Annotated in this window: 17 protein-coding genes; 5 read left to right on the top strand and 12 right to left on the bottom strand. The window is 70.3% G+C overall.

All coding sequences use genetic code 11. The features are described from left to right. Positions 1-58: 58 nt before the first annotated feature. Positions 59-2,173 (bottom strand): excinuclease ABC subunit UvrB, encoded by a 2,115-nt coding sequence (gene uvrB / locus ABCR83_RS01965; RefSeq protein WP_462692619.1) that lies wholly within the window; start codon positions 2,171-2,173, stop codon positions 59-61. Positions 2,174-2,352: 179 nt separating this feature from the next. Between uvrB and ABCR83_RS01960 the strand changes: the two genes are divergently transcribed. Further along, positions 2,353-3,303 (top strand): glycerophosphodiester phosphodiesterase, encoded by a 951-nt coding sequence (locus ABCR83_RS01960; RefSeq protein ID WP_462692617.1) that lies wholly within the window; start codon positions 2,353-2,355, stop codon positions 3,301-3,303. Between the two features lie 73 nt (positions 3,304-3,376). After that, the gene (locus ABCR83_RS01955) at positions 3,377-3,655 is read left to right on the top strand and encodes a DUF6343 family protein (protein ID WP_462692615.1); all 279 of its coding nucleotides are present in this window, start codon (positions 3,377-3,379) and stop codon (positions 3,653-3,655) included. 21 nt (positions 3,656-3,676) lie between these two features. Here the strand turns inward: ABCR83_RS01955 and ABCR83_RS01950 are convergent, their stop codons facing one another. The 7 genes from ABCR83_RS01950 to rpsA all read right to left on the bottom strand — a co-directional run bounded on the left by ABCR83_RS01950 (position 3,677) and on the right by rpsA (position 8,921). Beyond that, entirely contained in the window at positions 3,677-4,000 is a 324-nt protein-coding gene (locus tag ABCR83_RS01950) for a hypothetical protein (protein ID WP_462692613.1), read from the bottom strand. A gap of 19 nt (positions 4,001-4,019) precedes the next feature. Beyond that, complete coding sequence (locus ABCR83_RS01945) at positions 4,020-4,766, bottom strand: hypothetical protein (protein WP_462692611.1); 747 nt, start codon at positions 4,764-4,766, stop codon at positions 4,020-4,022. Continuing rightward, on the bottom strand, positions 4,763-5,077 hold the full coding sequence (locus ABCR83_RS01940; RefSeq protein WP_462692609.1) for a hypothetical protein: 315 nt from the start codon (positions 5,075-5,077) through the stop codon (positions 4,763-4,765). The genes ABCR83_RS01945 and ABCR83_RS01940 overlap by 4 nt, the downstream gene beginning before the upstream one ends. Before the next feature lie 141 nt (positions 5,078-5,218). Continuing rightward, a complete protein-coding gene (locus ABCR83_RS01935) occupies positions 5,219-5,587 on the bottom strand; it encodes a tetratricopeptide repeat protein (RefSeq protein WP_462692608.1) in 369 nt (122 codons plus the stop codon). Positions 5,588-5,642: 55 nt separating this feature from the next. After that, entirely contained in the window at positions 5,643-6,257 is a 615-nt protein-coding gene (gene coaE, locus ABCR83_RS01930; RefSeq protein WP_462692606.1) for a dephospho-CoA kinase, read from the bottom strand. Between the two features lie 25 nt (positions 6,258-6,282). Beyond that, positions 6,283-7,227, bottom strand: coding sequence for a proteasome assembly chaperone family protein (locus ABCR83_RS01925; RefSeq protein ID WP_462692604.1), 945 nt, complete (start codon positions 7,225-7,227; stop codon positions 6,283-6,285). Between the two features lie 188 nt (positions 7,228-7,415). Beyond that, positions 7,416-8,921, bottom strand: coding sequence for a 30S ribosomal protein S1 (gene rpsA, locus ABCR83_RS01920; RefSeq protein ID WP_462692602.1), 1,506 nt, complete (start codon positions 8,919-8,921; stop codon positions 7,416-7,418). A 434-nt stretch (positions 8,922-9,355) separates the two neighbouring features. On the opposite strand from rpsA, the gene ABCR83_RS01915 reads away from it, so the two are divergent. Then, positions 9,356-10,159 carry a class I SAM-dependent methyltransferase gene (locus tag ABCR83_RS01915; protein WP_462692708.1) on the top strand — a complete coding sequence of 268 codons (804 nt, stop codon included), beginning with the start codon at positions 9,356-9,358 and terminating at the stop codon, positions 10,157-10,159. Positions 10,160-10,174: 15 nt separating this feature from the next. Next, the gene (gene hrpB / locus ABCR83_RS01910; RefSeq protein ID WP_462692600.1) at positions 10,175-12,721 is read left to right on the top strand and encodes an ATP-dependent helicase HrpB; all 2,547 of its coding nucleotides are present in this window, start codon (positions 10,175-10,177) and stop codon (positions 12,719-12,721) included. Here hrpB and ABCR83_RS01905 read toward each other — a convergent pair. From ABCR83_RS01905 to polA, 4 genes are all read right to left on the bottom strand, one after another. Continuing rightward, positions 12,709-12,900, bottom strand: a complete 192-nt coding sequence (locus ABCR83_RS01905; RefSeq protein ID WP_462692598.1) for a hypothetical protein — start codon at positions 12,898-12,900, stop codon at positions 12,709-12,711. The two genes, hrpB and ABCR83_RS01905, sit on opposite strands and share 13 nt — an antisense overlap. Then, positions 12,897-13,973, bottom strand: coding sequence for a PorA family protein (locus ABCR83_RS01900; protein WP_462692596.1), 1,077 nt, complete (start codon positions 13,971-13,973; stop codon positions 12,897-12,899). The genes ABCR83_RS01905 and ABCR83_RS01900 overlap by 4 nt, the downstream gene beginning before the upstream one ends. A 9-nt stretch (positions 13,974-13,982) precedes the next feature. Then, complete coding sequence (locus tag ABCR83_RS01895) at positions 13,983-14,117, bottom strand: SPW_0924 family protein (protein WP_462692706.1); 135 nt, start codon at positions 14,115-14,117, stop codon at positions 13,983-13,985. Positions 14,118-14,276: 159 nt separating this feature from the next. Then, the gene (polA, locus tag ABCR83_RS01890; protein WP_462692704.1) at positions 14,277-17,033 is read right to left on the bottom strand and encodes a DNA polymerase I; all 2,757 of its coding nucleotides are present in this window, start codon (positions 17,031-17,033) and stop codon (positions 14,277-14,279) included. A 203-nt stretch (positions 17,034-17,236) separates the two neighbouring features. On the opposite strand from polA, the gene ABCR83_RS01885 reads away from it, so the two are divergent. Beyond that, positions 17,237-19,582: an FdhF/YdeP family oxidoreductase gene (locus ABCR83_RS01885; RefSeq protein ID WP_462692594.1), complete on the top strand. Its 2,346-nt coding sequence runs from the start codon at positions 17,237-17,239 to the stop codon at positions 19,580-19,582. Positions 19,583-19,594 lie beyond the last annotated feature (12 nt).

Raw genomic sequence — 19,594 nt, 5'->3', positions numbered from 1 at the left:
AGAGAAACCCAAATTTCCTGCTTGGGGGGCATGCCCTCGCCTCGCCCGACCGGGCCCCTCAGGCGAGACCGACCTCCTTCATCTGCCGCAGCTCCTTCTTCAACTCGCTCACCTCATCACGCAGCCGCGCCGCGACCTCGAACTGCAGCTCCGCCGCGGCCGCCCGCATGCGCTCCGTCATGTCCTCGATCAGCTGGGCGAGTTCGGCGGCCGGCCGGTCCGTGGCCACCGCTTCCCTGCGCTTGCCCTTCCCCTTGCCGCCGGCGGGCGCCGTGGGAACGGGCGCCTTGCCCTTGTCCGACTGGCGGTAGCCCGACCCCAGCAGCTCATGGGTGTCGATCTCCTCACGGGCCAGCGTGGCGACAATGTCGCCGATCTTCTTCCGCAGCGGCTGCGGGTCGATCCCCCGCTCCTTGTTGTACGCGATCTGCTTCTCCCGGCGGCGGTTGGTCTCCTCGATCGCCTTCTCCATCGCCGGGGTGATCTTGTCCGCATACATATGGACCTGGCCGGACACATTGCGCGCCGCACGCCCGATGGTCTGGATCAGCGAGGTCCCGGACCGCAGGAAGCCTTCCTTGTCGGCGTCGAGGATGGCCACCAGGGACACCTCGGGCAGGTCGAGCCCCTCACGCAGCAGGTTGATGCCCACCAGCACATCGAACTCACCGGCACGCAGCTCCCGAAGGAGCTCGACCCGGCGCAGCGTGTCGACGTCGCTGTGCAGATAACGCACCTGGATGCCCAACTCCAGGAAGTAGTCGGTGAGATCCTCGGCCATCTTCTTGGTCAGAGTGGTGACCAGGACCCGCTCGTCCTTCTCGGTGCGCTCGCGGATCTCATGGACCAGATCGTCGATCTGCCCCTCGGTCGGCTTGACGACGACCTCCGGGTCGACCAGCCCGGTGGGCCGGATGATCTGCTCCACAAAACCGTCGGAGCGGGCGAGTTCATACTTCCCCGGGGTCGCGGACAGATAGACGGTCTGCCCGATGCGCTCGGTGAACTCCTCCCACTTCAGCGGCCGGTTGTCCATGGCCGACGGCAGCCGGAACCCGTGCTCGACGAGGGTGCGCTTACGGGATGCGTCCCCCTCGTACATCGCGCCGATCTGCGGGACGGTGACATGCGACTCGTCGATGACCAGCAGGAAGTCATCGGGGAAGAAGTCGAGCAGCGTGTTCGGCGGGGAGCCGGGCTCCCGGTCGTCCATGTGCAGCGAGTAGTTCTCGATGCCGGAGCAGGAACCGATCTGCCGCATCATCTCGATGTCATAGGTGGTGCGCATGCGCAACCGCTGCGCCTCGAGCAACTTGCCCTGCTTCTCCATGCGGGCGAGAGTCTCCGCCAGCTCCGCCTCGATCCCCACGATGGCCTTCTCCATCCGCTCGGGACCGGCGACATAGTGGCTGGCCGGGAAGACATACAGCTCCCGGTCGTCGGAGATGACCTCGCCGGTGAGCGGGTGCAGGGTGGAGAGCGCCTCGATCTCGTCACCGAACATCTCGATCCGCACGGCGAGTTCCTCATAGACCGGGAAGATCTCGATGGTGTCACCGCGCACCCGGAAGGTGCCCCGGGTGAAGGCCAGGTCATTGCGCGTGTACTGGATCTCCACAAAGCGCCGCAGCAGATCGTCGCGGTCGATCTCCCCGCCGACCTTCAACGGCACCATGCGGTCCACATACTCCTGCGGCGTGCCGAGACCGTAGATGCAGGACACGGACGCCACCACGACCACATCACGCCGGGTGAGCAGTGAGTTGGTCGCCGAATGGCGCAGCCGCTCGACCTCCTCGTTGATCGAGGAGTCCTTCTCGATGTAGGTGTCCGACTGCGGGACATAGGCCTCGGGCTGGTAGTAGTCGTAGTACGAGACGAAGTACTCGACGGCGTTGTTGGGCAGCAGCTCACGGAACTCATTGGCGAGCTGGGCCGCGAGCGTCTTGTTCGGCGCCATGACGAGCGTCGGCCGCTGCAGCCTCTCGATCATCCACGCCGTGGTCGCCGACTTGCCGGTACCGGTCGCACCGAGCAGGACGACATCCTTCTCACCTGCGCGAATACGCTGCTCCAGCTCGGCGATGGCCGTCGGTTGGTCACCGCTGGGCCGGTAGGGGCTGACGACCTCGAAGGGCGCCATCTTGCGTTCGATCTTGGAAACGGGCCGCATGAGACCACCGTACGACCTGCCACTGACAGCGGCCGGGCGAGCACACCCCGGGCGGACGGCAGGCGAAGAATCGGCAAAATCGGCAAAGGGGCCGGGCTCCGCGTGCCCCGGCGCCGGAGATCGAGTATGGGTGTCCTGTACGACCGTTTCACATCCCAGGGCCCGCCGTGAGGAGACCGATGCGCATCCGCTCCGCCCCGACCGTGCTTCGCGCCCTGATCGTCCTCTCCCTGACCACAGCGGTGACGGTGGGTCTCACCGGCCCGCCCGCGACGGCCTCGGTCCGCACGCCACGCCACCACACGGTGATCACCATCGGTCACCGCGGGGTGCCCGTCCAGGCGCCGGAGAACACCCTCGCCTCCATCGACCGGGCGGCCCGCCTGGGAATCGACTGGGTGGAGAACGATGTCCAGCGCACCAGGGACGGCGCCCTCATCGTCCTGCACGACACCGGCCTGGCCCGCACCACCGATGTCAAGCGGCGCTTTCCGGGCCGCGCGCCCTGGAGAGTCTCGGACTTCACACTCGCCGAGATCGAAAGGCTGGACGCCGGTGGCTGGTTCGGCCGTCGGTTCACCGGTGAGCGGGTGCCCACCCTGGGGCGCTATCTGCGGCGCATCGACCACAACCGCCAGAAGCTGCTGATGGAGATCAAGGCGCCCGAGCTGTATCCGGGCATCGAGCGGCAGATCGTGGCGGAACTGGGCCGTTCCGGCTGGCTGGACCGGCGGCACATCGGGGGCAGGCTGGTGGTGCAGAGCTTCAGCGCCTCGTCGCTGCGGATGTTCCACCGGCTGCGCCCCGATGTGACCACGGGGTTCCTGGGTGCTCCCCAGGCGGCGGAGCTGCGCTCGTACGCCGGGTTCGTCGATCAGATCAACCCGAGCCACCGGGCGGTCACCGCCGACTGGGTCCGTTCGGTCCATGCCGTGCGGGGCCCGCACGGCAGGCCGCTGGAGATTTCCGCGTGGACGGTGGACGACGCCGACCGGGCCGTGTCCCTCGCGCACCTGGGCGTGGACCGCGTCATCAGCAATGCGCCGCACATCACGGCGGCGGCGCTCGCCGAGGACGCCAGGGATCATTCCAACCCGTCCGTCCTCGATTTCCTGGACACGATTCCCTGACGGCCGCACCAGGGTGGATGCTGGATGGGGGTCCCCCGCGAGGTTGAGGAGTGGGGGAAGGAGATGTTGCGCCATGCGTACCGGCAATGAACCGATGACGGCGCGGAGCCCCCTGCGGCTGCGGTGCGGGCTCGCCACCTGGGGCCTGGTCTGTGCCGGCGCGGGCACCGCGCTGTTCGCCGTCACGGGGCACCCCGGGTGGGCGATCGCCTTCGGGATCCTGCTGCTGGTGACCGTCGTCGACCTGGCGGTGGTGGTCCGGCACATCCGGCAGGGACCGCACTACCAGCCGGGGCGGGATGTGCCACCGTACGAGCCGGTCCGGGACCCCAGGCGGCCGGGCGGATCCTGACAACTCTGGTCGGCGGCGGTCTCAGGGCGGGTCCGATGGGTCGGCACGGGCGGCGAGGAACCGGCCCGCCCGGCTCACCTCCCGCTCGCGGACCTCGTCCGGCGTGCGCTCCCAGGCGGTGCGCGCGGAGCGCATCCGGTCGCCGAGGGCCTGGGCGTACGGGCCGATGCGCATGGCCTCGTCCAGGCCCATGCGGCCGGAGAGGACTTCCTCGGCCATTTCCTTCAGGACGCTCCCGGCGCTGCCGTCGGCCAGTCGTTCAAGGGCCTGGTGAACCAACCGTGCCCCGGCCCGGTCCCGGCCGGGCGCGAGGAATTCCTCATGCCCCACGCGGTGTTCCCGCACCTCATTCCTCCTGTCCGGCTCATACCGCGGGATGGGTATAGCCCGCGGGCGGCAGCGGGAATTCATTGAATCCGCCCGCCACTTCGGCCCCCACCGTCGCCAACACCCCATATGCGGCATCGGTTTTCCAGCGCAGCGCGTTCACCGTCCTGGTGACCTCGGCCCACAGCTCGCCGATGCGCACCAGCTCACAGGCCCCGACCGCGTATCCGCTCACCGCGCCCCAGCCCGTCCAGGACAGTGCCGTCCCGGCCGCCCAGCAGATGGCGGCGGTCGCCGCACTGTCGCCGATCTGTCCCAACAGCTGCCCCACCGCGTCGGCCGTCGTCGACACCCCACTGGCCGTGACGAGATACTGCGTGCGCATGGTCTCGAGCGAGCACTTGATGTCCTGCAGATTTCCGGCCAGGGAGTCGAAGTAGGCCTGGGCTGCGTCCGCGGCATGGCCGTCCCATGCCGCGCCGACCCGCCGGTTTCCCGCCTCCAGATTGGCCGCCAGATCTTCGCAGAACCGGGCCAGATTCGCCCAGAGTTCGGCACAGCGCGCATAGGCCTCCCAGTCTCCGGCCAGATAGCGCTGTGCCTCCTCGAGCGGGTCGAAGTCGAAGACAAGGGCGAGGATTTCGGCCGCCCAGGCCGCCGGGCTGATCAGTGTGCTCACCCCGTCGAGAATCCTGAGCGGCGCCACGAATCGCTCGGGTTCGCCGGGAGCGGTCAGCCGGGCGGTGGCGCGGGCGACATCCGCGTAGGGATCGCCGCCGGTCATCGCCGCACCTCCGGATAGGCGGCATCCAGCTCGGCGGCCCGCGCGAGATCCGTCGCCCGGTAATAGCCGGCCGCCTTGTGCAATTCACCCGCCGAGCCGGCCAGGATCGCCTGCAGCCGCCCCAGGGATTCCGTCACCACGCCTTCCAGGTCGCCGTGCAGGGTGATGATCCTGGTCAGCAGGCCCTGCTCGGCAACGTCAACGGCACCGTATTTTGCGGTGTACGCCCGGGCCTCCGCCGCGTCGTCCGCGGCGCGGCGGACCAGTCGGGCGAAACCCTCGAGATCGGCTGATGAGACACGTAGGTCCATCCGGTGTGTCCGCTCGATGTGTCCGCTCCCAGGCCGCAGTTGCCGAAGGCGGCATGCTAACAACGCCGGCACTCCGCCCGGGCGTGGAGAGCCGCGGTGCTCACCCGATCGAATGAGCACCGCGGCCCGTGGATCCAACGCTCAGCCGTGCTCGCCGAAACGTGCCGCCGCGACAAAGTCCGGGCGCGGGTCGAGGGCGGCGGCGAGCCGGAAATGACGGACGGCCTCTGCACCGCGCCCGCCCCGCTCCAGCGTGCGGGCCAGGGCGAAGTACGCAAAGGCGTTGTCCGGCTCGCGCTCCAGAACCAGCCGGAATTCTCGCTCGGCGAGGGGGAGTCGAGCGGCTGCGAAATAGGCTCGGGCCCGCAGCAGACGAGCGGCGGTGTTCTCGGGGTGGGCGGCGATCACCGAATCCAGCAGCTTGACCGCACCGCGCGGATCCCGGGCGTCCAACAGCTGCTCGGCCGCACGGAAATCGATGACATGAGTCTCAGGTGTCGACTGGGGCACGTCCGCTGTCCTTCCCTTTCGCTGTTGCGGCCGTCAACGCCCGGGAAAGCCCGCTCTATTCCCGGCCGTTCGTCCCCTCGGCGCGCGCGGTCAACTCCGCCCAGACCTGGCTCACCCGGGCCGCCAGCTCTTCCAGCGGGCCGTCGTTGGCAATGACCAGATCGGCCACCGCCAGCCGCTCTTCGCGAGTCGCCTGCGCGGCCATCCTGGCCCGTGCCTCGTCATCGGTCATGCCCCGCAGGCGCACCAGCCGGTCGAGCCGGGTCTCCACGCCGGCGTCGACCACGACGACCAGATCGTAGAGCGGGGCGAGGGCGTTCTCGACGAGCAGCGGGACATCCTGGACGACAATGGCGTCCGGACCCGCCGCGGCCTCCAGTTCCCGGGAGCGAGCGCGCACCAGTGGATGCACCAGGGCGTTGAGCGCCCTGCGCCGCCCCTCGTCGGCGAAGACGATCGCGCCGAGCTTCGGCCGGTCCAGAGCGCCGTCCGGGGTCAGGATCTCCGGCCCGAACTCGGCAACGACCGCGGCGAGCCCGGGCGTTCCCGGCTCGACCACCTCGCGCGCGATCCGGTCCGCGTCGATGATCACCGCGCCATGCGCGGCGAGCAGTCGCGACACCTCGCTCTTGCCCGAACCAATTCCGCCCGTGAGGCCCACCGTCAACATGGGCCCCACGCTATCGGCCCACCGGTCAGTGCCCGCCGTCGCCCTCCCGGTCGGCCAGGAATCGCTCGAACTCCGCACCCAGCTCATCGGCGGACGGTAGCTCGACGGGCTCGGCGACCAGGTTTCCCCGCGTCTCGGCCCCGGCCACCGCATCGTACTGGTGCTCAAGCCCCCTGACGAGCGCGACCAGTTCCTCATCACCCTCGGCGATCTGGCGCTCGATCTCCTCCTGGGTGCGCAGGGCCTCGGTGCGCAGGGCATGCGCGACATTGGGCAGCACCAGCCCGGTGGCAGCGGTCAGCGCCTCCAAGGCCGTCAACGCGGCGTCGGGGTACGGGGAGCGCGCCACATAGTGCGGGACATGGGCGGCAATGCCCAGCACATCGTGCCCCGCCTGCGCCAGCCGGAACTCGACCAGCGCCTCCGCGCTCCCCGGCACCTGGGCCTCGTCGAAATAGCTGGTCTGACCGCGCACCAGCTCGGCGCGGTTGCCATGCGGGGTGATCCCCACCGGCCGGGTGTGCGGAACGCCCATGGGAATGCCGTGGAAGTTGACGGACAGCCGCACCCCGAGCCGCTCCACCAGCTGACCCACGGCCGCCGCGAATCGCTCCCACTCCACATCGGGTTCGGGGCCCGCCAACAGGAGGAACGGCGCACCCGTCGCGTCCTGCGCCAGATGGAGCTCGAGTTTGGGCGTCTCATACGCGGTCCAGCGGTCGCGCTGGAAGGTGAGCAGGGGACGGCGTGCCCGGTAGTCGACCAGCCTGTCGTGGTCGAAGCGGGCGACGACCTGGTGCGGCAGCCCGTCCAGCATCCGCCGGACGATCTGGTCGCCGGTGTCCCCGGCGTCGATATAGCCGTCGAAGTGGTAGAGCATGACCAGACCGGCCGTGTCCTGAGCCAGGGCCAGGTCGGCCACGGCGAGCCCCTTGGACTCCCATTCGTACAAACCCTGCGGATCCAACACAGTGACCGTTCCTCCCTCAGGTTCCGTAAGGGGGAACGCTCTTGGCGGCCCGGACCATTCCCGCCGGGCGGCAAACACCGGATATGGCGGCCGGGCACCGACAAGCCCGGGCACCGACAAGGCCCGCCCTCCCCGAAGGGAGAGCGGGCCTTGACTCGGTCAGCTGTCAGCCGCTGACGACCGGAGCCTCAGCTCTGGCCGCCGGCCAGCTTCTCGCGGAGCGCGGCGAGCGCCTCGTCCGACGCCAGGGCGCCGGAGTTGTCGTCCGACTCCGAGGAGTACGAGCCGCCGGAGGCGGCACCGGCGTTGCCGGCGGCGGCCGGGGCAGCAGCACCCTCGGCAGCGGCCTGCTCGTCGGCCTCGCGGGACTTGATGACCTGCGCCTGGTGCTGCTCGAAGCGCTGCTGCGCCTCGGCGTACTGGTGCTCCCACTCCTCGCGCTGCTTCTCGTAGCCCTCGAGCCAGTCGTTGGCCTCGGGGTCGAAGCCCTCGGGGTAGATGTAGTTGCCCTGGTCGTCGTAGGACGCGGCCATGCCGTACAGGGTCGGGTCGAACTCGACCACGGACGGGTCGGCACCGAAGGACTCGTTGGCCTGCTTCAGCGAGAGGCTGATGCGGCGGCGCTCGAGGTCGATGTCGATGACCTTGACGAAGATCTCGTCGTTGACCTGGACGACCTGCTCCGGGATCTCCACGTGGCGCTCGGCCAGCTCGGAGATGTGGACCAGGCCCTCGATGCCCTCGTCGACGCGGACGAACGCACCGAACGGAACGAGCTTGGTGACCTTGCCCGGGACGACCTGACCGATCTGGTGGGTCCGGGCGAACTGCTGCCACGGGTCTTCCTGGGTCGCCTTGAGCGACAGGGAGACGCGCTCGCGGTCCATGTCGACGTCCAGGACCTCGACCGTGACCTCCTGGCCGACCTCGACGACCTCGGACGGGTGGTCGATGTGCTTCCAGGACAGCTCGGAGACGTGGACGAGACCGTCGACGCCGCCCAGGTCCACGAAGGCACCGAAGTTGACGATGGAGGAGACGACGCCGGAGCGCACCTGACCCTTCTGCAGGGTGGTGAGGAAGGTCTGGCGGACCTCGCTCTGGGTCTGCTCCAGCCAGGCACGGCGGGACAGGACCACGTTGTTGCGGTTCTTGTCCAGCTCGATGATCTTGGCCTCGAGCTCCTTGCCCACGTAGGGCTGGAGGTCGCGGACGCGGCGCATCTCGACCAGCGAGGCCGGGAGGAAGCCACGGAGGCCGATGTCGAGGATGAGACCACCCTTGACGACCTCGATGACGGTACCGGTGACGATGCCGTCCTCTTCCTTGATCTTCTCGATCGTGCCCCAGGCCCGCTCGTACTGAGCGCGCTTCTTGGACAGGATCAGGCGGCCTTCCTTGTCCTCCTTCTGGAGAACGAGGGCCTCGACCTGGTCACCGACGCTGACGACCTCGTTGGGGTCGACGTCGTGCTTGATCGAGAGCTCGCGGGAGGGGATGACACCCTCGGTCTTGTAACCGATGTCGAGCAGGACCTCGTCCCGGTCGACCTTCACGATGACGCCGTCGACGATGTCGCCGTCGTTGAAGTACTTGATCGTCTCGTCGATCGCGGCGAGGAAGGCTTCCTCGTTACCGATGTCGTTGACCGCAACCTGCGGGGTGGTGGCGGTGGTCTCGGTGCTGCTCGTCATGTGGGAAAGGGCTCCGGTACGGACATTGAGTCGTAGGTACTGCTACGCCGAGAGCCCGTGTATCGCACCGCCGAAGCCGGACAGCCTTGGAGGCGCACTTTCCGAAGAGCTTCGAAGGACTCGAAGACGTCGGAAGCGCCTCGACAACCGAGGGGACATACAACATGTGCGAAAGCGGCCTGCTCCGTCCGAGGCGCGCAGGCCCGCAGCGCAACTTGTAGCATACGGGGGCAGCCGGACACGGTCAATGCGCGAAGGCGCACACCAGGGACAAAACGCCCCATAGCTGACACAACTCACGTTCCGCGAGGCCATCAAGGCCCCGCGACGGCCCGCCGGGCGTCACGCCGGACGACTTGCCAGGACACCCGGGACGCCGAAGACGCCTAAGACCGAAGACGCCGAAGACTACCGCCGAGGGCATGACCGCCGAGATGATCCCAGAGTATGAGCCGCAAGCGACCCGGCGGAACACCGGTGCGTCCGAGAGCAGCCGGGCCAGCCGTGGCTGGTGGGACCGGAACGCCGACGAGTACCAGAACGAGCACGGAGGGTTCCTGGGTGACGACCGTTTCGTCTGGGGCCCGGAGGGGCTGGACGAGGCGGACGCGGAGCTGCTGGGCCCGGCGAGCGCCCTCAAAGGACTCGACATCCTGGAGATAGGGGCCGGCGCCGCACAGTGTTCGCGCTGGCTGGCCGCCCAGGGCGGCCGGCCCGTCGCCCTCGATCTCTCGCACCGGCAGCTGCAGCACGCGCTGCGCATCGGCGGGGACATTCCGCTGGTGGAGGCGGACGCCGGGGCGCTGCCCTTCGCGGCCGGGTCCTTCGACCTGGCGTGCTCGGCCTATGGCGCGGTCCCGTTTGTGGCCGACCCGGTGCGGGTGATGCGCGAGGTGCACCGGGTGCTGCGGCCCGGCGGACGCTGGGTCTTCTCGGTCACCCATCCCCTCCGCTGGGCCTTCCCGGACGAGCCGGGGCCCGAGGGCCTCTCGGTTGCGGCCTCCTACTTCGACCGCACCCCGTATGTGGAACAGGACGAGACGGGCCGGGCCGTCTATGTGGAGCACCACCGGACGCTGGGCGACCGGGTGCGCGACGTGGTGACGGCCGGTTTCCGCCTGGCCGACCTGGTCGAGCCCGAGTGGCCGGACTGGAACACCCAGGAGTGGGGCGGCTGGTCCCCGCTGCGCGGCCATCTGATCCCGGGGACCGCGATTTTCGTCTGCGAGCGGGACTGAGGCGACACTGGCCGCATGATCCACACCGACGCCTTGGAGCGGCTGCCCGTCCGCACCGCGCTGCCCGCGCTGGCCTCCGCACTGGACGAGCACGGTGCGGCGGTGCTGTGCGCTCCGCCGGGCACCGGCAAGACGACGCTGGTGCCGCTGGCCCTGGCCGGGCTGGTACCGCCCGGCGGGCCGGGACCCGTCCGCCGGGTACTGGTCGCCGAGCCGCGGCGGATCGCGGCCCGGGCGGCGGCCCGGCGGATGGCGTGGCTGCTGGGCGAGGACCCCGGTCGGCTCGGCCGGACGGTCGGGTTCACGGTGCGTGGCGAGCGGCGCGCCGGACCCTCGACCGTGGTCGAGGTGATCACCACCGGTGTGCTGCTGCAAAGACTGCAGCGCGACCCCGAACTGGCCGGTGTCGACGCCGTGGTGCTCGACGAGTGCCATGAGCGGCACTTGGACGCCGACACGGCCGCCGCCTTCCTGCTGGACGTACGGGCCGCGCTGCGGCCGGAGTTGCGGCTTGTCGCCGCGTCCGCCACGACCGACGCCGAGGGCTGGGCGGGACTGCTCGGCGGTGCGCCGGTGGTGACGGCCGAAGGGATCTCGCATCCCGTGGACGTGATATGGGCTCCTCCGGAGCGGCCGGTGCGCCCGCCGCACGGCATGCGGGTGGACCCCGTCCTGCTGGATCATGTGGCGTCCGTGGTGCGGCGGGCGCTGCGGGAGCGGGCGGGCGATGTGCTGTGCTTCCTGCCCGGCGTGGGCGAGATCGCCCGGGTGGCGGGGCTGTTGGGCGGCGGCGGGTCGCTGGGTGCCGAGGTGCTTCAGGTGCATGGGCGGGTGCCGTCCGCCGTGCAGGACGCGGTGCTGGCCGGTGGCTCCGGACGGCGGGTGGTGCTGGCCACCTCGGTGGCGGAGTCGAGCCTGACCGTGCCGGGAGTGCGGGTCGTGGTGGACGCGGGGCTGGCGCGGGAGCCGCGGATGGACCACGCACGGGGGCTGAGCGCGCTCACCACCGTACGGGCGTCCCGGGCCGCCGCCCGGCAGCGCGCGGGGCGGGCGGGCCGCGAGGCACCGGGGACGGTGTACCGCTGCTGGGCCGAGGGCGATGACGCCCGGCTGCCGCGCTTTCCGGCGCCGGAGATCACCGTCGCGGATCTGACCGCGTTCGCCCTGCAGGCGGCGTGCTGGGGCGATCCCGAGGCCTCCGGACTCGCACTGCTCGACCCGCCGCCGGCCGGTGCGCTGGCCGCGGCGCGCGCCGTGCTCACGGCCACGGGCGCGGTGGAGGAGGGCGGGCGTCCCACGGAACGGGGCAGGCGCATGGCACGGCTGGGGGTGCATCCACGGCTGGCGCGCGCCTTGTTGGACGGCGCGCGGGAGATTGGTGCGCGCCGGGCGGCCGAGGTGGTGGCACTGCTGAGCGAGGAGCCGCCGCGGGAGTACGGCGACGATCTGGCGGAGGTGTGGCGCACCGCGCGGCGCGGCCGCGACGCCTATGGCGCACGCTGGCGGGCGGAGGCCCGGCGGCTGGAGAGCGGCCTGCGGGACGCGGCACCGCAGGGGCGTGCCGCGGCACCGTCCGGCGCGAGGTTGTCCGATGCGACGCTGTCCGACGACGGGGCGGCCGGTCTGGTCGCCGCGCTGGCGTTCCCGGAGCGGGTGGCCCGGGCGCGGGGCGAGGGCTCCTGTCTCATGGTGTCGGGGACCGGTGCGGAGCTGGGTGACGGTTCGCGGCTGCGCGGTGCGCGGTGGCTCGCGGTGGCGGTGGCGGACCGGCCGGTCGCGGCCGCATCGGCGCGGGTGCGGCTGGGCGCGGTGATCGACGAGACCACGGCCCGGGAGGCGGCCGGTGTGTACTTCGCGGAGCGCGAGGAGGCGCACTGGTCCGCGGAGCGGCGCGAGGTGGTGGCCCGGCGCGTCGAGCGGCTGGGCGCGGTGCAGCTGGCCGCTCGCGCGCTGCCCGCGCCGGATGCGTCGCTGGTCCGGGCGGCGCTGCTGGAGGGTCTGCGGAGCGAAGGGCTGGAACTGCTGCGGTGGACGCCCCAGGCGACTGCCTTGCGGCAGCGCCTGGCGTTCCTGCACCGCGAACTGGGCGAGCCATGGCCGGATGTGGCCGATGCCGCGTTGCTGGAGCAGGTGGCGGACTGGCTCGGCCGGGAGCCGGGGCGGCCGGATGCCGGGAAGGCGCTGGAACGGCTGCTCCCGTGGGCGAGCGGGGCGGCCGCCCGGCTGGACGAGCTGGCTCCCGAGCGGATCGAGGTGCCGAGCGGTTCCCGGATCCGGGTGGACTACGCGGGTGAGCAGCCCGTGCTGGCCGTCAAGTTGCAGGAGCTCTTCGGCCTGCGGCAGACCCCGCGCGTCGCGGGCGGCCGGGTGCCGGTGCTCGTCCATCTGCTGTCCCCCGCCGGGCGGCCGGCGGCGGTGACGGCGGATCTGGCCTCGTTCTGGCAGGACGGGTACCGGGCGGTACGGGCGGAGCTGCGCGGCCGCTATCCCCGGCACCCCTGGCCGGAGGACCCCTCGTCGGCCACTCCTACCCGGCGCACCGCGCCCCGTCAGGGCAGATAGCGCTCCAGCGCGGCCGCCCCCTTCTCCTCGATATGGCGCTTGGCGGCCTCGAGCCGCTCGGGGGTGACGTCATGGCCGGAGGCCATCACCAGGTCTTCGGGGTCGAAGGGCCGCTCGCCGCCGGTGTACAGCCGGCTCGGCCCGGACCCGGTGGATCCGTCCTCGGGACTCTCCTTCACGGCGAGCCTCCTCTGCTCAGCGGCCCCCGGTCGCCGGGGACCGGCCGTTCGGGTTTTCCCTCCATCCTGTGCCACTTTCCGGGTGAATGCACACCGATCTCGGTTTCGGGATCCGGGGCCGCCCCTGCGGCGGCGCGCGGACCTCGGCCGCGGGCCTCGAGGACGAGCGACAGGGCGAGCAAGGCGGCTCCGAGGCCCGCGAACCCCCAGGGCAGGTAGTCCGTGAGCAGGAGCAGCAACTGGCGCTGTGACTTCACCAGATCGACCGTGGAGTCGACATAGTCGGGCCGCATCTTCACCTCGCCGGCGAAGGCGGTGATCGGTTTTTTCTCCGGGTGGCCGGTCCAGCGCATCTCCTCCCGGTGTTCCTCCTCGCCGTTGACGGGGCTGCCGGTGGTGGGGTCGACCCAGAACTTGCGCTTGGTGGTGTACCAGCGCTCCAGTCCCAGCTGCCGGACGGTGTCGGGGGTGACGCCCAGGGGCAGCACCCTGGGCACCGGGACCCTGGTCCAGGGGACGGTCTGCTCGAAGTAGTAGACGTCGAGGCCGTGGAAGGTGCGGGTCCCCTGGTAGTGGATGGGGGCGCTGGTGCGGGTCTGCAGGTCGAAGTACTGGTAGTCGCGCTTCTCCACGAGGAAGGGCCACTTGTATTCGATGCCCTGGTGGCGCACCGGGGTGCCGTCGACGTGCTCGCCGCCCGCGTGCACCGGCTGCTGGCTGTGGGCGTCGAAGACATAGCGCTCGGGGATCCGGGAGATCGTCGCGCCGTCGGGTCCGGCGATATGGGTGAGGGTGTCCCAGACGACGACGTCCCGGCCGGTGGCTCGCTTGACCTTGCGGGCCTGCGCCACGTCGCCCTTGACGGTCTGGACCATGGTCACTTTGGCGACCTGTTTCGGCTCCAGCCGGGAGTAGTCGATGAGGGTGGCGTCCTTGGCCTCCAGCACGGTCGCCCGGTACTGGTTGGCCGGGACCTTGGCCAGCCTGGGGTAGGCGTACCAGCGCAGGAGGGGTGACAGGGCGGCGAAGAAGACGGCGAGGGCGAGGAGGACGAGGCCGGCTCTGCGGCGCACGGCGGGCCCCTAGGGGTGTGCGGGGACCGAGGACAGCAGCGGCTCGGGGGACGTCCCGCCCCCGGGCGGGCCGACCGCGGTGAGGAGGAGGACCAGGGCGAGGGCGGCGGCCAGTCCGATGGCCGCGGCGGCCAGTGCGCGCACGCTGAACCTCCCGGAGAGCTGACGGGACATCAGATCCGGGGGCACGGTAACAACGCGCGGCGAAGAAGAGAACCCGCTGTGCAGGCTTGCCGAGGTCCGGTGCGGTACCGCACCGCACGGGCGGCCCGCAGCCGCACGACCTCACTTCCGGCGGAGCGCTCAGTGTGCGGCGGACTCCCAGTCGCCGCCGACACCGACCGACACATCCAGCGGGGCACGCAGCGTCACGGCCCCGGCCATCTCACGGCGCACCAGCTCCTCGACCTGCGCACGCTCCCCGGGAGCAATCTCCAGCACGACCTCGTCATGCACCTGGAGAAGCATCCGGGAGGCGAGCTTCTCGGCCTCCAGGGCCCCGGCCACCCGCAGCATCGCGACCTTGACGATGTCCGCCGCGGTGCCCTGGATCGGGGCGTTGAGCGCCATCCGCTCGGCCATCTCCCGCCGCTGCCGGTTGTCGCTGTTGAGATCCGGCAGATAGCGGCGGCGGCCGAGCATGGTCTCGGTGTAACCCGTCGCCCGGGCCTCCTCGACCACCCGCCGCAGATAGTCGCGCACCCCGCCGAACCGCTCGAAGTAGGTGTCCATCAGCCGCCGCGCCTCATCCGGAGCAATACTCAGCTGCTGGGACAGCCCGAACGCCGACAGACCGTAGGCCAGGCCGTACGACATCGCCTTGATCTTGCGGCGCATCTCGGGATCCACCTCCGCCTTGGCCACCCCGAACACCTGGGAGGCGACGGTGGTGTGCAGATCCTCGCCCGAGGTGAACGCCTCGATCAGGCCCTCGTCCTCGGAGAGGTGCGCCATGACCCGCAGCTCGATCTGGCTGTAGTCGGCGGTCATCAGGGACTCGAAGCCCTCGCCGACCACGAAGCACCGGCGGATGCGGCTGCCGTCCGCGGTGCGCACCGGGATGTTCTGCAGGTTGGGGTCGGTGGAGGACAGCCGGCCGGTGGCCGCCACCATCTGGTTGAAGGTGGTGTGGATACGGCCGTCGGCGGCCACGTTGTTGACCAGGCCGTCGACTGTCGTCCGCAGCTTCGCCCGGTCTCGGTGGCGCAGCAGGACGACCGGGAGCTCATTGTCCGTCTGGGCGGCGAGCCAGGCCAGGGCATCGGCGTCGGTGGTGTAACCGGTCTTGATCTTCTTGGTCTTGGGCAGGCCGAGCTCCTCGAAGAGGATCTCCTGGAGCTGCTTGGGCGAGGAGAGGTTGAACTCCCGGCCCGCGGCGCGGTGGGCCGCCACGACGGCCTGCTCGATCTCGCCGAGGTACTCCCCGGACAGCCGCTCCAGCCGGGCCCGGTCGACCGCGATGCCCTCCCGCTCCATGCGCACCAGCAGATCGCCCACCGGGAACTCCAGCTCCCGCATCAGCTCCAGCGCCCCCGTCCCGGCCAGCTTCCGCTCATAGAAGCCGCCGAGATCCAGCACCGCACGCCCCTCGAGCATGAGCTTCCCGGCGGCCTCCCTGTCGGCCGTGCCGTCGAAGTCGAAGGCCTGCTGGCCGGACTCGGCCTGCTCCGGGTCGACCCGCGGCAGCGTCCGGCCCAGCTTGTCCTCGACCAGCACCTCGAGCTCGGTGAGCTGGCGCTTGTCCTTGTTGAACCGCACCCGGCCGGCGCGCTTCTGGCGGTGCCGGTTCAGTGGATCCGTCTCGAACGGGCGCGCACCCGGCTCGTCCAGATAAGCGGCGACGGCGGTGTCCATCACCACACCGGCCACCTGCCAGCCACGCTCCGCGAAGACCCGGACCACCCGCTTGGCCATGTGCAGCACCTTGGGCCGGCCCGCATCCGCCAGCCAGTGGGCGAACGCCCGGTCATCGCCCTCGGACAGCTCCTGCGGAACGAACCAGCAGGCCCGGCCGTCGGGCAGGGCGAGGGCGACCTCATGGACGTCTCCGCTGCCCAGCTGCCAGTCATAGCCGGCCACCACCGCCGTGAGCGCCTCCGCCGGAATGCCCTCCAGCCACGGGGCGAGCTCATCGGCGCCCGGCATCCGGCCGTCCAGCTCGATCTCGACCTCCTCGGCGGACTCCTCCGCCACCGCCGCGACCGGATCCGTGCCGAACAGCCGGTCCCGCAGGCTCCGGTTACGGATCTCCAGCCGCTCCAGCAGCTCCGTGACGGCGGGCAGGTCATACCCCTCGCGCAGCAGGCCCTCGGGGCCCGTGGGCAGCTCCACATCGCGCACCATCTCGGTCAGCCGGCGGTTGAGCTTCACCGCCTCCAGATGATCCCGGAGATTCTGGCCCGCCTTGCCCTTGACCTCGCCCACCCGCTCGACCAACTCGGCGAACGAACCGAACTGGTTGATCCACTTCGCGGCCGTCTTCTCCCCCACCCCCGGGATGCCGGGCAGGTTGTCCGACGGGTCACCGCGCAAGGCCGCGAAGTCGGGGTACTGCGCCGGGGTCAGGCCGTACTTCTCGATGACCTTCTCCGGGGTGAAACGCGTCAGCTCCGAAACGCCCTTCGTCGGATACAGCACCGTGACGGCATCGCTGACCAGCTGGAAACAGTCACGGTCACCCGTGACGACCGAGACCTCAAACCCCTGCGCCTCGGCCTGGGTGGCAAGCGTGGCGATCACGTCGTCGGCCTCGAAGCCCGCCACGGCGAAGCGCGGCACCCGCAGGTGATCCAGCAGCTCACCGATCAGCTTCACCTGCCCCTTGAACTCATCGGGAGTCTCCGACCGGGTCGCCTTGTACTCCGGAAACTCCTCCGAGCGCCAGGTCTTGCGCGACACGTCGAACGCCACCGCGAAGTGCGTGGGCCGCTCGTCACGCAAGGTGTTCGCCAGCATCGACGCGAAGCCATAGACGGCATTCGTCGTCTGGCCGTCGGAGGTGGTGAAGTTCTCCGCGGGCAGCGCGAAGAACGCCCGGTACGCCATGGAGTGCCCGTCCATCAGGAGCAGGCGGGGGCGGCCTCCCTCCGCTGCCTCGGTGCCGGTCGGTTCGTTCGCTGGGGATGCTTTCGATGCCTTTGCTGCCACGCCCTCGATCCTGCCACGGCCCACCGACAATCCCCGCCACACCACAGAACGGCTGTCAGTGCCCCATGACAGGATCGGCACCACACGGAACCACGGCTCGTTCGAAGGGGAACGACATGGCAGGCAACCCGCCCACCGGCGATCCGGTCCAGGACGCACCCGACGTCACCGCCCCGGCGCACGCCGCCGCGGGGCTCCCCGCCATCGCCCATTCCCTGCGCGCCGCACAACAGCAGATGGGCGTCCGCCGCACCGCCCTCACCCTCCTCAAGGTCAACCAAAAGGACGGCTTCGACTGCCCCGGCTGCGCCTGGCCCGAGCCCGACAAGCGGCACACCGCCGAATTCTGCGAGAACGGCGCCAAGGCGGTGGCCGAAGAGGCCACCCTGCGCCGCGTCACCCCCGACTTCTTCGCCGCCCACCCCGTCGCCGACCTGGCCACCCGCAGCGGCTACTGGCTCGGCCAGCAGGGCCGGCTCACCCAGCCCATGTATCTGGCCGAGGGCGCCGACACCTACCAACCCATCCCCTGGGAGCGGGCCTTCGACATCATCGCCGAAGAACTCCACACCCTCACCACCCCCGACGAAGCCGTCTTCTACACCTCAGGCCGCACCAGCAACGAAGCCGCCTTCCTCTACCAGCTCTTCGCCCGCGAGTTCGGCACCAACAACCTCCCCGACTGCTCCAACATGTGCCATGAGTCCTCCGGCTCCGCACTCACCGACACCATCGGCGTCGGCAAGGGCAGCGTCCTCCTCGACGACCTCCACCAGGCCGACCTCATCATCGTCGCCGGCCAGAACCCCGGCACCAACCACCCCCGCATGCTCAGCGCCCTCGAGCGGGCCAAGTCCCGCGGCGCGAAGATCATCACCATCAACCCCCTGCCCGAAGCGGGCATGGAGCGATTCAAGAACCCACAGAACGCCCGCGGACTCGTCGGCGGCGGCACCCCTCTCACCGACCTCTTCCTCCAGATCCGCCTCGGCGGCGACCACGCCCTTTTCCGCCTCCTCAACCGGCTCATCCTGGAGACCGAAGGCGCCACCGACACCGAATTCATCGCCCGGCACACCCATGGCTTCGAGGAGTTCGAGCGCACCGCCCGCACCGCCGACTGGGCCGAGACCCTGCACGCCACCGGCCTCACCCGCGAGGAAGTCCACCGGGCCCTGCGCATGACCCTCGACTCCAAGCGCACCATCGTCTGCTGGGCCATGGGCCTCACTCAGCACAAACACGCCGTCGACACCATCAAGGAAGTCGTCAACTTCCTCCTCCTGCGCGGCAACATCGGCCGCCCCGGCGCCGGCGTCTGCCCCGTACGCGGCCACAGCAACGTGCAGGGCGACCGCACCATGGGCATCTTCGAACGCCCCACCCCCGCCTTCCTCGACGCCCTGGAAAAGGAATTCGGCTTCCCCCCGCCCCGCGCCCACGGCCTCGACGTCGTCCGCGCCATCCGGGCCCTGCGCGACGGACAGGCCAAGGTCTTCTTCGCCATGGGCGGCAACTTCGTCTCCGCCACCCCCGACACCGACGTCACCGAAGCCGCCGTCCGCCGCGCCCGGCTCACCGTCCATGTCTCCACCAAGCTCAACCGCTCCCACGTGGTCACCGGCGCACGCGCCCTCATCCTCCCCACCCTCGGCCGCACCGAAGCCGACCGGCAGGCCGGCGGCGACCAATTCGTCACCGTCGAGGACTCCATGGGCATGGTCCACGCATCCCGCGGACGCCTCCGGCCCGCGAGCCCCCACCTCCTCTCCGAAACCGCCATCGTCTGCCGCCTCGCCCGCCATGTCCTCGGTCCCACCAGCACCACCCCCTGGGAGCACTTCGAAAACGACTACGCGACGATCCGCGACCGCATCGCCCGCGTCATCCCCGGCTTCGAGGACTTCAACAACCGCGTGGCCCTTCCCCGAGCTCTCGGCTCCGCTCGAGCAGGGGAGACCCCAATCGGAGGCTTCACGCTCCCCCACGCCCCCCGCGACCAACGCCGCTTCCCCACCACCACCGGCAAGGCCAACTTCACCGCCTCCACCGTCGATTACCCCCGAGTGCCCGAAGGCCGGCTGCTCCTGCAGACCCTCCGCTCCCACGACCAGTACAACACCACCATCTACGGCCTCGACGACCGCTACCGAGGCATCAAGAACGGCCGCCGCGTCATCCTCGTCAACCCCGACGACGCCCGCGCCCTGAACCTCGCCGACGGCTCCTACGCCGACCTCATCAGCGAATGGACCGACGGCACCCAGCGCCGCGCACCCGGCTTCCGCATCGTCCACTACCCCACCGCACGCGGCTGCGCCGCCGCCTACTACCCGGAGACCAACGTCCTGGTCCCCCTCGACCACACCGCCGACACCAGCAACACCCCGGCCAGCAAATCCCTGATCATCAGGGTCCAGCCTGCCACCGACCCCGCCCCTGCCCCCCAACCGGCGACCTGATAGGACGATCCC

The organism is Streptomyces xingningensis, assembly GCF_054957865.1.
The sequence above is the reverse complement of the archived record's forward strand: the minus strand, read 5'-3'. Positions and strand labels throughout refer to the sequence as shown.

Coding starts and splice junctions, on each gene's coding strand:
- uvrB (WP_462692619.1), bottom strand. CDS start 2,173: ATGCGGCCCGTTTCCAAGATCGAACGCAAGATGGCGCCCTTCGAGGTC.
- ABCR83_RS01960 (WP_462692617.1), top strand. CDS start 2,353: ATGCGCATCCGCTCCGCCCCGACCGTGCTTCGCGCCCTGATCGTCCTC.
- ABCR83_RS01955 (WP_462692615.1), top strand. CDS start 3,377: ATGCGTACCGGCAATGAACCGATGACGGCGCGGAGCCCCCTGCGGCTG.
- ABCR83_RS01945 (WP_462692611.1), bottom strand. CDS start 4,766: ATGACCGGCGGCGATCCCTACGCGGATGTCGCCCGCGCCACCGCCCGG.
- ABCR83_RS01940 (WP_462692609.1), bottom strand. CDS start 5,077: ATGGACCTACGTGTCTCATCAGCCGATCTCGAGGGTTTCGCCCGACTG.
- coaE (WP_462692606.1), bottom strand. CDS start 6,257: ATGTTGACGGTGGGCCTCACGGGCGGAATTGGTTCGGGCAAGAGCGAG.
- rpsA (WP_462692602.1), bottom strand. CDS start 8,921: ATGACGAGCAGCACCGAGACCACCGCCACCACCCCGCAGGTTGCGGTC.
- ABCR83_RS01915 (WP_462692708.1), top strand. CDS start 9,356: ATGATCCCAGAGTATGAGCCGCAAGCGACCCGGCGGAACACCGGTGCG.
- hrpB (WP_462692600.1), top strand. CDS start 10,175: ATGATCCACACCGACGCCTTGGAGCGGCTGCCCGTCCGCACCGCGCTG.
- polA (WP_462692704.1), bottom strand. CDS start 17,033: ATGGACGGGCACTCCATGGCGTACCGGGCGTTCTTCGCGCTGCCCGCG.
- ABCR83_RS01885 (WP_462692594.1), top strand. CDS start 17,237: ATGGCAGGCAACCCGCCCACCGGCGATCCGGTCCAGGACGCACCCGAC.